The sequence below is a fragment of the Micromonospora sp. RTGN7 genome (assembly GCF_033804645.1).
Classification (GTDB): Bacteria; Actinomycetota; Actinomycetes; order Mycobacteriales; family Micromonosporaceae; genus Micromonospora.
This window is the reverse complement of the sequence record NZ_JAPZLF010000016.1, coordinates 25781-39673: the sequence shown is the minus strand read 5'-3', so window position 1 is coordinate 39673 and position 13893 is coordinate 25781. Positions and strand designations below refer to the sequence as shown.

Here is a 13893-nt window from a genome sequence, read left to right as displayed (position 1 = left end):
CCTCCTACTGATCACAATGTGGTGCGGACTTAATCTGGGTGGTCCACGGGGTGGCGGTCGGGGTGAGCCAGAGGTCGCCGTCACCGCTGCCGGTCTTGCCGGTCAGCACGTCGACCTCGAGGGTTCGGGTGGCGCCGGGGCGCACCTCGACGGTGGCGATGACGGCCTGCCGTCGCCGTTCGGTTCCGCTGCCGACCCGCAGCGCGACGCCGTCGAGCCGGCTGGTGAGCACCGCACCGCCGGCCGGGCTGTAGACGGAGACCAGCGTGCGGGCGGTGTACGGGTCTCCGGCCAGCCCCAGACCGAGGACGGACGGGGAAAGCCCACGCGCGGGCGCGGTCGAGTGCAGCGTGAACCGCAGCAGCAGCAGCCGGCGGCCGTCGGGGCGGCACTCCCCGACGGTCAGCGTCGCCGACGGCCGCAGGTAGTAGCCGAGCTTCGCGCCGCTACCGTCGTTGAGGAACACGCCGACGGTGGGCACCTTCTCCTGGTCGGGGAGGGAGCCGCCCAACCGGTTGCCGACGATGACCCGCTGCTCGGCCTGGTGGGCGCTCCAGAACAGGATCCGTCGTTCGCCGATGGCGCGGTCCAGTGCGGACAGGAACGCCCGGGGGTTCACGTCGCGGGTGAAGAAGGCGCTGAAGACCGCCGAGGCCGAGGCCGCGAAGAACTCGTCCTGCCCCTTCTGGTCCAGCCGCTGGTACGTGTCGGAGAGCAGGGTGCGCACGACCTTGTCGCTGACCAGGGTGGTGTGGCCCGGCACGGTCACCGGTCCGGTGGCCCTGAGCAGGTACGACAGGACCACCGGGTCGACCGCGAGCACGCCGTCGACGGTCGTGCCGCTGCGTTCGGTGTACATCTGCCGAAACAGCGCCGCGGCGGTCGGGAAGTCCGGGGTCAGATTGACGTCCGCCGGGTACGTGCCGACCAGGTCGGTGTAGAGGTTGCGCACCTCGGGGCTCAGCTTCGAGGCCAGGTCGAACTGGCCGAGCCCGCCGACGGAGCTCTGCTCACCCATCCGGAGCACGCCTGCCTCGGCCTCGATCACCGCGTAGGCGCCGAACATGCCCCCGGTGGCGCGCAGCTCAGCGGGGTTCTGCGACACCATCAGGTACCTACGCGCTCCGTCCGCGCCGAGCAGGGTCGGCAGCAGGCGGGCGGCCTGGTCGGCACCCCCGGTCAGCGTGGCCAGTTGGTCGATCTCGGCACGCAGGTCGGTCACGGCCTGCCGGACCTGGCCGACCAGGCCGGTGGTGGGGACGGCGGCGATCCGGTCGCGGGCCCGTCGAACGACCTCGTCGGTCTCGGTGAGCTGGGACGAGACGGTCCGGAGCCGGGCGACGTCCAGCCGCCCCTTGCCGGGCAGGAGGGTGGAGAGGTCGGCGCGCAGCAGGGTGGGAAACGCGTCCCGCGCGAGTTCGTCGATCGCCACCGCGACCTGGCGCACCGCGCCGAGGTCGTCCCCGGCGTACGGGGCGTGCTGGCCGACCCGCCAGCCCGGGTCGCCGGTCGCGGCGCGGGCCTCGCCGGCCTGCTCCTGAAGGGCCGCGAGGGTCCGTCGCGCCCGGTCGACGTCGGAGCCCATCACCTCGGCGCTGAGTTGTTGCGCCAGCCCGGCGGCGTTGAGCAGGTGGGCCCGCGCCTGCCAGCCGCGGTAACCCACCCAGCCGCCGCCGAGCAGGACGAGCGAGCCGACGATCAGCCCGGCGAGCAGGGTGCGACGCACCCGCGCCCGAATGCGTCGTCGGGACCTGCGCCCTCGACGTCGCTCCCGCACTCCTTCGTTCACACCCGCTCCCGCCGGAAACCAGAAATAATGATGATTAGTCACTTTATAGCACGTTTTGCGCGGGTGCATGGCTATATGGCGTTTATTGGGCTCAATGTCCGGTACCGGTAGCCCTCTCCGCGACATCCGGTGGGCGTCGGCGGGCGGCCACCTCGTGGAGCAGGCGCTCGACCCGGTCCACCCCGCCGCGCAGCGACATGTCCCGCAGGTAGGTCTCCCGGCCACGCCGGCCCATCTCGAGCCGGGCCGGCGGTGGAATGGTGGCGGCCAGCCAGAAACGGTCGGCCAGGGTGGCCCAGTCCCCGGGCGGGCAGGACAGCCCGGCCCGGGCCCGTTCCACGATCTCCACGGTGTCGCCTCCGGCGGAGGCCACCACCGGCGAGGCGCAGCTGAAGGCGGCCTGGAGCTTGGCGGGAACCGTCCCGCGCAACTCCGGCAGGTCGCGCAGCATCACGAGCTGGTAGTCGGCCGCCGCGTACAGGTCGGCCATCTCCAGCGGCGACCGCCGGGCGACGAACCGAACGTTGCCGGCACCCAACTCCGCGGCGAGGCCGCGTACCCGCGGCTCGTCCGGGCCCGAGCCGACCAGGACCAGGTCCATCGTGCCCTGCAACGGTGCGGCGGCCCGGACGGCCGTCTCCAGGCCCTGCCGGGAACCGATGGTGCCGGCATGCATCACCGCGCAGCGGCCGTCGCCCCGGACGAGCCGGCGGGCCTCCCTGGTCGGCTCCGCGGGACGGAAGAGCCGCTCGTCGGTCCAGTTGAGCACCAGCCGCACCCGGTCCGGCTCGGCGCCACCGGCGACCACCAGGTCACCCAGGGCGGGGGCGGCGACCGCGACCAGGTCGGCGCAGCGGTAGAGCCGACGGGTGGCGGCGGCGAGCCGGGCCGCCCAGGGGCTCGGCGCTTCCGCCGACCCGGGCAGGTCCGGATGCACGTCCTGGACGTGCAGCAACGTCGGGACCGCGCCGAGCAGACGCAGCAGCCCGACCGCCGCGAAGGTCGTCGGCGGCAGTTGGTGGACGTAGAGCGCGTCGACACCGGCCAGATGCCCCCGGCCGATTGTCCCGACGCTCGCGGCGAAGGAGATCCAGCTCGCCATCCGGGCACGGACGGAGGCGTCACCGCCGCTCCAGCGCGGCACCCGCCGTACGGTCAACCGCTCACTGCGGCTCTCGTAACGCCACCGCTGCCGCCAGCCCGGATAGCCGTGGCCGCCCGGGTAGTCGGGGAAGCCAGTCAGCACCCGGACCTCGTGGCCGCGGGCGGCCAGCTCCTCGGCGAGGCTGCCGGGGATGAACGCCGGCTCCGGCGGGAAGTGGTACGCCAGGATGCCGATCCTCATCGACCCTCCCCACCTTGACGATCACCGTTCGGCGCGGCGAGGGGACTTTCTGTGGCAAATGCCACGTACGATGCCGGCAACCCGCCGTCCACCGGCGTCGCCCCGGCCGGCAGCGGTCCGGCGGCGCCGGCCCGGCCCGGCGCCCGGACGGGACCGGGTCGACGCGCCACCCGACCGCTGGGAGAGTCTCCGATGGCCGACCGAATCCTGTTCGTCTGCCACGCCAACCTGTGCCGCTCACCGATGGCCGAGTACCTGGCCGGCTGGCTCCTGGCGAAGCTGCCGGTCGAGGTCGCCAGCGCCGGCACGGCCGCCGTGGAGGGCCGGCCGATGCACCCGTACGCCGCGCAGGTGGTCGCCGGGACCGGGCGTGACCCGGCGGCGTTCCGTAGCCGGGCGCTGACCGCCGGCCGGTTGACCGACGCCGCCCTGGTGCTGACCGCGACCCGGCACCAGCGGGCCGCCTGCGTGTCGTTGGCCCCCGCCGCCCTGCACCGCACCTTCACCCTGCGCCAGTTCGGTCGGCTCGCGGAGCTGGCCGACGCCCCGGACACCACGGACGCCGGGGCGCTGCGGGCGGCGGTGCGGGCCGCCGCCCAGACCCGGGGGCGGATGCAGCCGACCGCCGCGGCCGACGACGACCTCGTCGACCCGATCGGCGGCACGCCGGCGGATTTCCGGCGCTGCGCGCAGGAGATCGAGCGGTCGCTGACACCGGTCGCCGCGCTCATCGAGGCAGCCGGGTGAGTTCCTGCGTCGGGTCGGCGGCCTGCTCGGGAGCAAAGAACCCGTTGGCCCGCTCGGTGGTCGGGGTGCCGGCCCGCTCCGCCGGAGCAGCCGGCGGCACGGCGGGCGTGTCGACCCGGTAGCTCTCGTAACGGTCGACGTCGGCGCGGCCGAGCTTCCCCATGTTGAGCACACACCCGAGCAGCCGGACGGAGACCGACTGGAGCGACTGCGCGGCGGCGGCGACCTGGCCACGATCGGTGCGACCGTACCGACTGACCAGCAGCGCCCCGTCGGCCTGGACGGCGACGACCACGCCGTCGGTGACGTTGCGCAACGGGGCGGTGTCGATCACGACGATGTCCGCCGACTCGCGCAACACCAGCAGCAGGTCGGCCATCGCCTTGGAGCCGAGCAGCTCGCTGGGGTTCGGCGGGATCGAGCCGGCGGGGAGCACCAGCAGGGACTTGTCGCCCCACCGCTGCACCACGTCTCCCACGTTGACGTCGCCGAGCAACACGTCGGTCAGCCCGACGCTCGACTCCAGACCCAGGTACTCGGCCACCTTCGGCCGACGGAGGTCGGCGTCGACCAGCGCGACCCGCCAGCCGGCCTCGGCGAGCGCGATGGCCAGATTGCAGGAGAGGGTGGTCTTTCCCTCCCCCTTCAGCGCGCTGGTCACCGCAATGACCCGGGCCGGCTCGTGGACGTCGACGAAGCGCAGGTTCGTCCGGAGCTTGCGGACCGCCTCGGCGCGCGCCGAGTTGGCCGCCGCACCGACGATCAGCGGCGCCGCGCGCGCGGCGGGGTCGAAGGGGATCTCGCCGAGCAGCGGGCTGCCGGTGGCACGCTGAAGGCCGACGGTGTCCCGCAGCCGCGTGTCGAGCCGGGTACGGAGCACGGCCAGACCGAGGCCGGCGAGCAGGCCGACGAGGGCGCCGATGGCGAGGTTGAGCCCCGGCTTGGGTGACACCGGGGTGGAACCGACCCGGGGCCCGCTGATCACCTCCACCTTGATCGGGGCGGTCCGCCCCTCGACGGGGGTCTCCACGGCCCGGACCAGCTCGACGAACTGCGCGGAGACCGCCTCGGTCAGCCGCAGCGCCCGGGCCGCGTCGGTGTCGGTGACGGTGCCGCGCAGCAGGACGGTGTCGGGGACGGTGCTGGCGTTGATCCGGGACTGCACCTCCTCCGCGGTGAGCCCGAGCGGGGTCTTCGCCACGACGCTCTGCGCCAGCCGGTCGCTCTCCAACAGGTCGGTGTAGGACTTGACGCGCTGCTGCATGAAGATGCTGCCCTGGTACGCCTCGCTGACCCCCTGGTTGGGGATGGTGACGAAGTAGGTCACCGAGGCGACGTACCGGGGCTTCGTCTGGACCGTGACCAGCGCGGCCACGCCCAGACTCACCATGACGGCGAGCAGGACCACCCACCAGCTGCGTCGGACGGCCCGGAGGTAATCGCGAACGTCCATCAGCCGGGAAGCCCCCGTCCGGTCCGTGCGGTCGACTTGTCAAGCACAAGAGCTCCTCAGCAGTCACGGGGCGGTCACCGGCTCCGACAGCTCCACCCAGCGCATTCGGTTTTCACCGACTGTAGAGGATGTAAGCGGTCGAAATACGCCAAACGGCCCATTCACGAAGGCACCGCCGTTAATAGGGCAGGTCATCGCCGAATGCGTTCGGAACAACTGCCCCGGGCCCCCCGAGGTGACGTGCGACGCGGCGGACGATCACCGCGCGACGCTCCACTGCCCGACCGACCGGCCGGGGTCCGCAGAGCAGCGCCGCCGCTGACCACAACCAGCCCCAGCCCCGGCCCCGGCCCCGGCCCCGGCCCCGGTGATCATGGAGTTAGCGGCGCCCACCTCGGCGTGTCGTGGCGCTAACTCCATGATCACCGGGGCCGGGGCCCGCCCCGCCCGGTTGCGGTCAGCGGCGGCGCTTTTCCCGCTCGCCCTCGTCCGACTGCTCGGTCTCCTCGGTGAGCGCGTCGGTGACCGGCTCGGTGAGGTCGTCGCCCGGGACGGCCACCTGCTCGGCCAGGTCCTGCTCGTCGGGGCGTCCGCCGGGCTGGGGCTGGGGCGCGGTGGCGCCGCCGGCGAAACCGTACTCGTTGGGCTCGTCGTGCCGACTCATGTCGCTATCCTCCCGCTATTTCCGGATTCGTCTCTCGTCGCCCACCGTAAGGCGTGATCGCCTCCCGCGCAGCGCGGTGCGGAAGAGTCGACGCGGTGTCCCCGGCCTGGCGGTGCCGTGCCGGCGGTCAGCGTCCTCCACAGCACGGTGCGCAGCACGACGATCGCGGCGGCCCCGCCAGCCCTGTGCGGGAACCAACCAGTCACCGCCCCGGGTGCACCTGTCGCTGCTCCTGGGCGATCTCGCGGCGCAGGAAGAAGTTCAGCGCGGTCCGGATGGCGGCGACGGCCGCGAGCTTGCCGAGCTGGTCGAAGGTCGGCGACACGGCGGTACGCAGGATGTCGGCGGCGAGCTGGAACTCCAGCCCGAGGATGAGGAATCGGCCGAGGGAGAGCCGGATGGGAGTAAAGACGGCGGCGCTGCGGTGACGCAGTCCCTCGACCACGAACCGCAGCGCCGCCCAGACCGCGCCAACGAAGATCACCAATGCGCCGATGACCTCCACCACGGCGACCAGCACCTGGTCGACGTGCCGCAGGATCTCGTCCCACCTCACCCCGGGCCGTTACCCGCCCCGGCGGGCGGTAGTCGGGCTCAGGCGAGTTCGGCGAGGGCCTCGAAGATCAGCCAGAGACCGCAGATGGCGAAGAGCACCGCCGCGCCGTACCGGATGGCACGCTCGGGCAGGTGCCGGCCGAGCATCCGGCCGACGACGATGGCCAGGGCATCCGCGGCCACCATGCCGATCGTCGAGCCGAGCCAGGTGCCGAACCAGCCGTACTTGGTGGCCAGGGTGATGGTGGCCAGCATCGTCTTGTCGCCCAGCTCGGCGATGAAGAACGCGATGCCGACGGCGACGATGGCGGACTTGTTGCTGAGCTCCGCCTTACGCTTCTCCTCCTCGGTGAGCCTGTCCCCGCGAAGCGTCCAGGCGCCGAAACCCAGGAACGCGATGCCGGCGATGAGCGAGATCCAGTCGGTGGGCAGGGCGGCGCCAAGGCCGTAACCGATGGCCACCGAGGCCAGGTGGACGAGGGCGGTGGCGATCGTGATGCCGATCAGCACCGGCAGCGTCTTGAACCGCGTGGCGAACGTCAGCGCCATCAGCTGGGACTTGTCGCCCAACTCCGCGACGAAGATGACGCCGAAGCTGACGACCAGCGCGACGAAGAAACCTTCCATGACACCCTTCCCGATGGTGCCGGGCCGGGGTATGGGGCGCCCTCGACCCGGCCGTTGTGCACAGCCTGAGTCGAAGGTCTCGCCCGCCTCACCTCACGGTGAGGCCGCGTGGCCGGATGCGGAACGCACCAGTGTGTCGACCACGACATTGGGGGCTACTCCCCTTCGCCCCGGTAGCTTAACCGGCCCCTCCGCTCGGGTGCCGGGCGGGCTCAGTCGGCGCGGGCCAGCGTGACACCGAAGAGGCCGTCGGCGTCGGTCCAGAACTCGTGGGCGGTGAAGCCCGCTACCGTCAACTCCGTTGCGATCCGCTCCGGGCGGAACTTCGCCGACACCTCGGTACGCAGCTCCTCCCCCGGGGCGAACTCCACGTCCAGGTCGAGCACCCGGACGCGCACCCGTCGCTCGGCGCGCAGCCGCATCTCGATCCACTCCTGCTCCACGTCCCAGAGCGCGACGTGGGTGAACGCCTCCGGATCGAAGTCGGCGCCCAACTCCCGGTTGACCACCCGCAGCACGTTGCGGTTGAACTCGGCGGTCACCCCGGCCGTGTCGTCGTAGGCGGGGACGATCACCGCCGGGTCCTTCACCAGGTCGGTGCCGATCAGCAGCCAGTCGCCGGGTTCCAGAGCTGCGCGCATGTCGGCGAGGAAGTCGGCCCGCTCGGCGGGAAGCAGGTTGCCGATCGTCCCGCCGAGGAAGATCACCAGCCGACGCCCGCCGGCGGGCAACCGGTCGAGGTGACGGGTGAAGTCACCGACGATGCCGCGTACCCGCAGCCCCGGGTAGTCGGCGGCGAGCTGCGCGGTGGACTGCCGCAGGGCGCTGACCGAGACGTCCAACGGCACGAAGGTGCCCAGGCCGCCGCGCCGGGTGAAGGCGTCCAACAGCAGCCGGGTCTTCTCCGACGAGCCGGAGCCCAACTCGATCAGGGTCTTCGCCCCGGTCAGCTCGGCGATCTCGCCGGCCCGTTCGGCCAGCACCGACCGCTCCGCCCGCGTCGGGTAGTACTCCGGCAGGCGGGTGATCTCCTCGAACAGCTCACTGCCCCGGGCGTCGTAGAACCACTTGGGCGGCAGCCACTTCGGCGTCGCGGCCAGCCCGGTGCGGACGTCGTCCCGCAGGCCCCGGCCAAGGTCCTGCTCCTCCAGACAGATCTCCAGCGGTTCCGCGCTCATCAGGTGTCCCCTCCCTCGCTCACGTCGTTCCCACCCGTCGGCCGGGCGTCACCTCTCCGTCGGCCAGCGCGCCGATCCGCGCCCCCGCGGCCGTGGCCACCACCAGCCGCCCCTCCGGCACCGCCTGCCAGCCGGAGTCGTCGTCGTGCGGTTCCGAGGCCACCAGCACCGCGCCGGGGGTCTGCCGGACCGACAACGCGTGCCCGGCGACGCTGGCCACGACGGTGTGCCCGTCGGTCAGCAGCAGGTTGAGCCGCGACCCGGGCGCCGCCGCCGCGACCCGCGTCACCGTGGCGGCGACCGCCCGCGCCGGATCGTCGCCGGCGCGCAGCCGATGGCGCACCAGCGCCCAGAGCAGCGCGGCGTCGGTCGGCGCGTCGAGGGTGAGCAGGTCGCGTACGGGTAGCCGCCCGGCCATCCCGGCCACCGAATCGGGCCAGCCGCGGACCACCCCGTTGTGGCTGAACAGCCACGGCCCCTCGGCGAACGGCGCGGCGGCGGTGTTGAGCACCGGCATGCCGACGGTGGCCGACCGGACGGCGGCCAGCACCGCGCCGCTGGTGGTCGTCGCGGCCAACTCCGGCAGCGTCACGTCGCTCCACATCGGCGTGCCCCGCCGGTACCGGACCGGCTCGCCACCGCCGGTCGGGTACCAGCCGACGCCGAAGCCGTCGGCGTTGATCGTCCCGCCGCCGCGCATGTCCCGCGGTGCCCAGGACTGTCGCGCCAGCGAGTACGGCGGGTCGTACAGCAGGGTACGCAGGGTCACCGGCGTCCCGACGTACGCGAGGTGCCGGCACATCAGGCGGCCCCGCCGCCGGACGGCCACCGGGGCACGAAGCGCGCGACGACCCCCGGGTGCGGCGTCACCGGGGCGACTCGTCCGGCCGGGCGTCGCGGGCGCAGCGGAAGCCGCTGAAGATCTGCCGCCGGATCGGGTAGTCCCAGTTGCGGAACGTGCCCCGGCAGGCGGCCCGGTCGGTGCCGAAGGACCCGCCGCGCAGCACCCGGTGGTCGTCGCCGAAGAACACCTCCGAGTACTCCCGGTAGGGGAAAGCGGTGAAACCGGGGTGGCCCCGGAACGTGCTGGCCGTCCACTCCCACACGTCGCCGACGAGCTGGTGCACCCCCAGCGCGGACGCGCCGGCCGGGTACGCCCCCACCGGGGCCGGCCACAGGTGCCGCTGGCCGAGGTTGGCGTGCTCGGCGGTCGGGTCCTCGTCGCCCCAGGGGTAACGGCGGGACCGGCCGGTCGCCGGGTCCCAGCGGGCGGCCTTCTCCCACTCGGCCTCGGTGGGCAGCCGCTTGCCGGCCCACGCCGCGTACGCCTGGGCCTCGTACCAGCAGACGTGCACCACCGGCTCGTCGGCGCGCACCGGCGACCACCGGCCGAACCGCTGGTACGCCCACCCGCCGCCGTCGCGCCGCCAGTGCAACGGCGCGGTGAGCCCGGCCTCGGTGCGGTGCCGCCAACCGGCCTCGCCCCACCAGCGCGGGTCGGCGTACCCGCCGTCGGCGATGAACTCGGCGTACCGGCCGTTGGTGACCGGGGCGGCGTCGATGACGTACGCGGGCAGCCGCACGGTGCGGGCGGGCCGCTCGTTGTCCAGCGCCCACGCGTCGGTGGAGGTGCCCATGGTGAACTCGCCGGCCGGGACGAGGACCTCGTCGACGACCCGGGCGCGGGGCTCGGGCGGGGGCGGGGCGTGCAGCACCGGCGGGCCGGCCCGCAACTGGTGGGTGGCGAGCATGGTCTCGTCATGCTGCTGCTCGTGCTGGACGATCATGCCGAAGGCGAACCCGTCGGCGACCAGCGGCCGGTCGGTGAACGGCACCCGGTCGAGCAGGTCGTGCACCTTGTCCCGCACGGTGGCGAGGTAGGCACGGGCCTCGGCCGGGGGCAGCAGCGGCAGCGCCGGGCGGTCCCTGCGGGGCTGCTTGAACGCGTCGTACAGGTCGTCGATGTCCCGGCGGACGGGCTCGCGCCCGCCGACGTCCCGGACCAGCCAGAGTTCCTCCTGGTTGCCGACGTGGGCCAGGTCCCACACCAGGGGGGACATCAGGGGAGAATGCTGGCGGGTCAGGTCGTCGTCGTCGACCGCCTCGGTGAGCAGGGTGGTCCGCGCGCGGGTGCGCTCCAACTCGGCGGCGATCCGGCCGCGTAGCTGCTCCGCGCCGAGGTCGTGGACGGTCGTCACTACTGTCCCCTCTCCGCGGCGGCCAACCGCCGCCGTAGTCCACGGGTCGTCTCGTCGCGCAGTGGGCCCGGCAGGTCGAGTCGCGGCAGGGCCGCCAACGCGAGGTCGAGCAGGTCGGCGGCGGCCCGCGCCAGCGCCGGGTCGGCCAGCCCGTGCCGGGCCGCGGCGTGCCACCGGTCGGCCACCGGCGCGGCGACCGTCGCGGCCCGGGTCACCGTGGCGGGGTCGGCGAAGAGCGCGGCCAGCACTGCCAGCGGAAGCCGCCAGTCCGGCCCCGGCTGGGCGTCCAGGTAGCGGATCTCCAGGTAGCCCCGGGGCCGCACCACCGGGAACAGGGTGCTCAGGTGGTAGTCCAGGTCGTCGGTGGTGGGTGGGCGGGGCAGCGCGCCGGCGAGCCAGTCGCCGAAGGTCACCCCGGCCGGCGGCGTCCAGTCCGCGGCGTCGTCACGCAGGCAGAGCAGCGGCGCGGCCATCGCGTACGCCGTCCAGGCCGCTACCGGGTCCGCGTCGGGCCGGGCCGGGGACCAGACCGGCCGGGTACGGGCCGGGTCGATACCCAGCCAGGCTGCCATCCGCGCGGACGCCCACCCGGTGCGCCGCCCGGCATGTCGCCCGGCGGTGGCGAACGCGGCGAGCAGCGGCGGGCCGACGGCGTGCGCCGCCGCCCAGCGGGCCGCCACCTGGGCCGACTCGCCCGCGTCGAGGCAGACCTGGAGGCCGGCGGTGCTGTACATCATGGTCCGGCCGGCCGCCCCGCGTCGGTCGAACACGCACCGCATGGCGAGATAGCGCGGCGTCTCCACGACGGGGCGCGGTGCCCGGAAGGGGTCGATGCCGGTGCGGCCGAGCACCAGGCCAGCGGCCCGGAGCAGGTCGGTGACCTGGGCGATGTCGGCGTCGGTGGCCTCGATCAGCGCAACGACGCAGCGTCGCGGCGGGGTGGATATCTCCAGTTGGCCGCCGGGCTCGACGGTCACGACGCTGCCGTGCCGCAGCGGTGCGGCGGGGCTGGAGTCGTCGATCGTACGGGGGCTGTGTGGCCCCAGCGCCGACAGCAGCCGCTCCCGGTCGACGGGGAGGGCGGGGTCGGCGGCGTCGTGCACGGTCCATTCCAGTTCGACGCCGGTATGGACGGGCGGGCCGGTCTTGAAGCAGATCCGGGCGATGTGGCGGGCCGCGTCGGCGGCCTCCCGCAGCGTGTTGCGATCCAGCTCCGGCGATGTCACCACGAGACGAATTCCTCCCCTCGCTGGGCAGACGACCACGCCGACGGCGGCCGTTCGCGACCGGTCCGGGGCATCCGCGGTGTACCCATCCTCTGTCTAGCAGACGAGATCCGCTCGTCTTGGCGTAACAGGTGTTTCGTGGTGGGCGGTGCCCGGCACGGACCGCTCGCGGCGGGAGCACCCCGGTTCGACGTGACGGGACGTGGTCGTCTCCGCCGTTAGGCCGCGGGCGTGGCGCCGACCGCGTCCGGGTTCTCGCCGGCCGTCTTGTCCGCGTCGGGCGGGAGGGGACGGGATGGACGGGGCGTGGGCGTGCGGTCGGGTCCGGTCTCGGACACCAGTGCCCGGCAGAAGTTCTTCACCTGGGCGACCCCGCCCGCCGCGGCGACCAGGGGGGCGAAACCGGGCCTGGTCAGCGCCCGTTCCCGCTGGGCGGCCGGCTTGGTCAGGTACGCCCGGCACAGCCCGGGCAGTTGGGCGCCGCCGCCCGAGCGCCCCGGCCCGGTAGGCGTCGGTGTGGCGGGCCCGGAGGGTGCGTTCGGACTGGCCTCGCCCGTCGTGGCGGCGTCGCCGCTGGGGGTGGCAATGCCGCTGGAGGTGGGGCCGGGGCCCGTGGGGCCGCTCCCGGTGGGGGCGGGGCGGGTGGGGGCGGGATGGGTCGGGGCGGTGACCGGCGCCGGTCCCTCCTTCCGATCGAGGGTGGCCGCCGCGAACGCGACACCGGCGGTGGCCGTGACGGCCAGCGCCCCGATCCAGGCCACCGCACCGACGGTGAGCCGGCGTCGACGGGGCGCCCGCGCCGAGGCCCGCGCCGGGACGGCACGGGCGGCACGGAAGGCAGCGAGCGCCGCCTCCTCGCCGGCGAGTTCGCCGGGCCGGGCCGGACCCGCGGCGGCGGTGAGCAGGCGGACCAGTGGATCGGCGGCCGACGCCCCGTCGGGTCGGCCGGGGCCGACGAAGTCCCGGCCCGCGGCGGCGTCGGCTTCCCGAGCAGCCGCTGCCGGGCCGGGAACGGTGGCAGCCCGACCGGCGGGGGCCGCGTCGAGGAGCCGGTCGGACTCGGTGCGGCCGGCGGGACGCTCGGGGCCCTCGGGTTGGCGCAATCTCATCGGACTCCCCTCACATCGCCCTCGGCCGGCGCGGCGTCCTGGGCGCCCGACGTCGGCCAATTCGGGCGGGAACGGGGCGAGGTGGCGAGCTGCGCGACGGTCGGGGCGGGGTCGTGACGTTGCATGATGGCGGCGAGCCGGCGCAGGCCACGGTGGGCGGCGGTGCGCACCGCGCCGGCCCGGCGGCCCAGCACCCGGCCTGCGGTCTCGGCGTCGAGGCCGATCACCGCGCGCAGCAGCACCGCCTCGGCCTCCCGGGGCGGCAGAGTGGCGATCAGCGCCAGCGCTGCCTCGGTGCCGAGGATCTCCCCGGCCCGCTCGGCCGTGTCGGCGTCGCCGGCCAGGTCGCTGAGCTCCTGCACCGGCACCGGCAGCGAGGGCCGACGGCGCTGGCGGCGCAGATGGTCCATGGCTCGGTTCCGGGCGATGGTGACGGTCCAGGCCCGGAACTCACCGCTGGTGAAGGTGGGCAGGTCGCGGGAGATCTGTAACCACGTCTCGGAGGCGACGTCCTCCGCCTCCGTCCCGACCAGGGCCGTCAGGTACCGCAGCAGGCCGGGCTGGAGGCTGCGGTAGAGGAAGCGGAAGGCCTCCTCATCGCCGGACTGCGCCGCGACGACCGCCTCGTTCAGCTCACCGGCCATGGCTGCGCCGTGCCCGCTGCCCGGTCGGGGACCGACGCGCGCCGACCGCGGCGCACCCGACGCCGGTCCGGTCCGGCGGCGGGACTTCCTTCCGCACCATCAGCCCCCCGCTGGCCCGATCACGCCCGAAACCGTACTCGGACGGTACGCCCTGACTCACCACGAGGCACGACCGCCGGGGGTCGTTGCGCACCGGTTGTCCCGGGCCGGACCGGGTCGTGCCGACGCCAGGGGTGAAGGGGCTGGGCGGACGGATCAACGGCGCGGCAAAAAGTGAGAATTATCAACTGGTGAAAACGGTGCGTCGAAGTATGGCAATCGAGCCACTCAGCGCCCGGCCGATCGGCATCGAACCCTT

Annotated in this window: 13 protein-coding genes; 1 reads left to right on the top strand and 12 read right to left on the bottom strand. The window is 73.9% G+C overall.

What is annotated here, in order from left to right:
• Window positions 1-4 precede the first annotated feature (4 nt).
• Window positions 5-1726, bottom strand: coding sequence for a DUF4012 domain-containing protein (locus SNR22_RS21765; RefSeq protein WP_320068479.1), 1722 nt, complete (start codon window positions 1724-1726; stop codon window positions 5-7).
• Between the two features lie 154 nt (window positions 1727-1880).
• The gene (locus tag SNR22_RS21760; RefSeq protein ID WP_320068478.1) at window positions 1881-3134 is read right to left on the bottom strand and encodes a glycosyltransferase family 4 protein; all 1254 of its coding nucleotides are present in this window, start codon (window positions 3132-3134) and stop codon (window positions 1881-1883) included.
• 192 nt (window positions 3135-3326) lie between these two features.
• Here SNR22_RS21760 and SNR22_RS21755 point away from each other — a divergent pair, with 192 nt between their 5' ends.
• On the top strand, window positions 3327-3881 hold the full coding sequence (locus SNR22_RS21755) for a low molecular weight phosphatase family protein (RefSeq protein WP_320068477.1): 555 nt from the start codon (window positions 3327-3329) through the stop codon (window positions 3879-3881).
• Here the strand turns inward: SNR22_RS21755 and SNR22_RS21750 are convergent.
• The 10 genes from SNR22_RS21750 to SNR22_RS21705 all read right to left on the bottom strand — a co-directional run bounded on the left by SNR22_RS21750 (window position 3862) and on the right by SNR22_RS21705 (window position 13535).
• On the bottom strand, window positions 3862-5334 hold the full coding sequence (locus SNR22_RS21750) for a polysaccharide biosynthesis tyrosine autokinase (RefSeq protein ID WP_320068476.1): 1473 nt from the start codon (window positions 5332-5334) through the stop codon (window positions 3862-3864). The two genes, SNR22_RS21755 and SNR22_RS21750, sit on opposite strands and share 20 nt — an antisense overlap.
• A 457-nt stretch (window positions 5335-5791) precedes the next feature.
• On the bottom strand, window positions 5792-5998 hold the full coding sequence (locus SNR22_RS21745) for a hypothetical protein (RefSeq protein WP_320068475.1): 207 nt from the start codon (window positions 5996-5998) through the stop codon (window positions 5792-5794).
• Window positions 5999-6200: 202 nt separating this feature from the next.
• Window positions 6201-6554, bottom strand: coding sequence for a DUF1622 domain-containing protein (locus SNR22_RS21740; RefSeq protein ID WP_320068474.1), 354 nt, complete (start codon window positions 6552-6554; stop codon window positions 6201-6203).
• 38 nt (window positions 6555-6592) lie between these two features.
• Window positions 6593-7180 (bottom strand): TMEM165/GDT1 family protein, encoded by a 588-nt coding sequence (locus SNR22_RS21735; RefSeq protein ID WP_320068473.1) that lies wholly within the window; start codon window positions 7178-7180, stop codon window positions 6593-6595.
• Between the two features lie 212 nt (window positions 7181-7392).
• On the bottom strand, window positions 7393-8358 hold the full coding sequence (egtD, locus tag SNR22_RS21730) for an L-histidine N(alpha)-methyltransferase (protein ID WP_320068472.1): 966 nt from the start codon (window positions 8356-8358) through the stop codon (window positions 7393-7395).
• Between the two features lie 19 nt (window positions 8359-8377).
• A complete protein-coding gene (gene egtC / locus SNR22_RS21725; RefSeq protein ID WP_320068568.1) occupies window positions 8378-9160 on the bottom strand; it encodes an ergothioneine biosynthesis protein EgtC in 783 nt (260 codons plus the stop codon).
• Between the two features lie 64 nt (window positions 9161-9224).
• On the bottom strand, window positions 9225-10556 hold the full coding sequence (egtB, locus tag SNR22_RS21720; RefSeq protein WP_320068471.1) for an ergothioneine biosynthesis protein EgtB: 1332 nt from the start codon (window positions 10554-10556) through the stop codon (window positions 9225-9227).
• Window positions 10556-11785 carry an ergothioneine biosynthesis glutamate--cysteine ligase EgtA gene (gene egtA / locus SNR22_RS21715; RefSeq protein ID WP_320068470.1) on the bottom strand — a complete coding sequence of 410 codons (1230 nt, stop codon included), beginning with the start codon at window positions 11783-11785 and terminating at the stop codon, window positions 10556-10558. Before egtA ends, egtB begins: the two co-directional genes overlap by 1 nt.
• A gap of 215 nt (window positions 11786-12000) precedes the next feature.
• Window positions 12001-12891 (bottom strand): hypothetical protein, encoded by an 891-nt coding sequence (locus tag SNR22_RS21710; RefSeq protein WP_320068469.1) that lies wholly within the window; start codon window positions 12889-12891, stop codon window positions 12001-12003.
• Window positions 12888-13535 (bottom strand): RNA polymerase sigma factor, encoded by a 648-nt coding sequence (locus tag SNR22_RS21705; RefSeq protein WP_320068468.1) that lies wholly within the window; start codon window positions 13533-13535, stop codon window positions 12888-12890. The genes SNR22_RS21710 and SNR22_RS21705 overlap by 4 nt, the downstream gene beginning before the upstream one ends.
• Between the last annotated feature and the right edge of the window lie 358 nt (window positions 13536-13893).

Bases quoted from the DNA above. Each gene is read 5' to 3' on its own strand.
- SNR22_RS21760 (WP_320068478.1), bottom strand. From the start codon at position 3,134: ATGAGGATCGGCATCCTGGCGTACCACTTCCCGCCGGAGCCGGCGTTC.
- SNR22_RS21755 (WP_320068477.1), top strand. From the start codon at position 3,327: ATGGCCGACCGAATCCTGTTCGTCTGCCACGCCAACCTGTGCCGCTCA.
- SNR22_RS21750 (WP_320068476.1), bottom strand. From the start codon at position 5,334: ATGGACGTTCGCGATTACCTCCGGGCCGTCCGACGCAGCTGGTGGGTG.
- SNR22_RS21745 (WP_320068475.1), bottom strand. From the start codon at position 5,998: ATGAGTCGGCACGACGAGCCCAACGAGTACGGTTTCGCCGGCGGCGCC.
- SNR22_RS21735 (WP_320068473.1), bottom strand. From the start codon at position 7,180: ATGGAAGGTTTCTTCGTCGCGCTGGTCGTCAGCTTCGGCGTCATCTTC.
- egtD (WP_320068472.1), bottom strand. From the start codon at position 8,358: ATGAGCGCGGAACCGCTGGAGATCTGTCTGGAGGAGCAGGACCTTGGC.
- egtC (WP_320068568.1), bottom strand. From the start codon at position 9,160: ATGTGCCGGCACCTCGCGTACGTCGGGACGCCGGTGACCCTGCGTACC.
- SNR22_RS21710 (WP_320068469.1), bottom strand. From the start codon at position 12,891: ATGAGATTGCGCCAACCCGAGGGCCCCGAGCGTCCCGCCGGCCGCACC.
- SNR22_RS21705 (WP_320068468.1), bottom strand. From the start codon at position 13,535: ATGGCCGGTGAGCTGAACGAGGCGGTCGTCGCGGCGCAGTCCGGCGAT.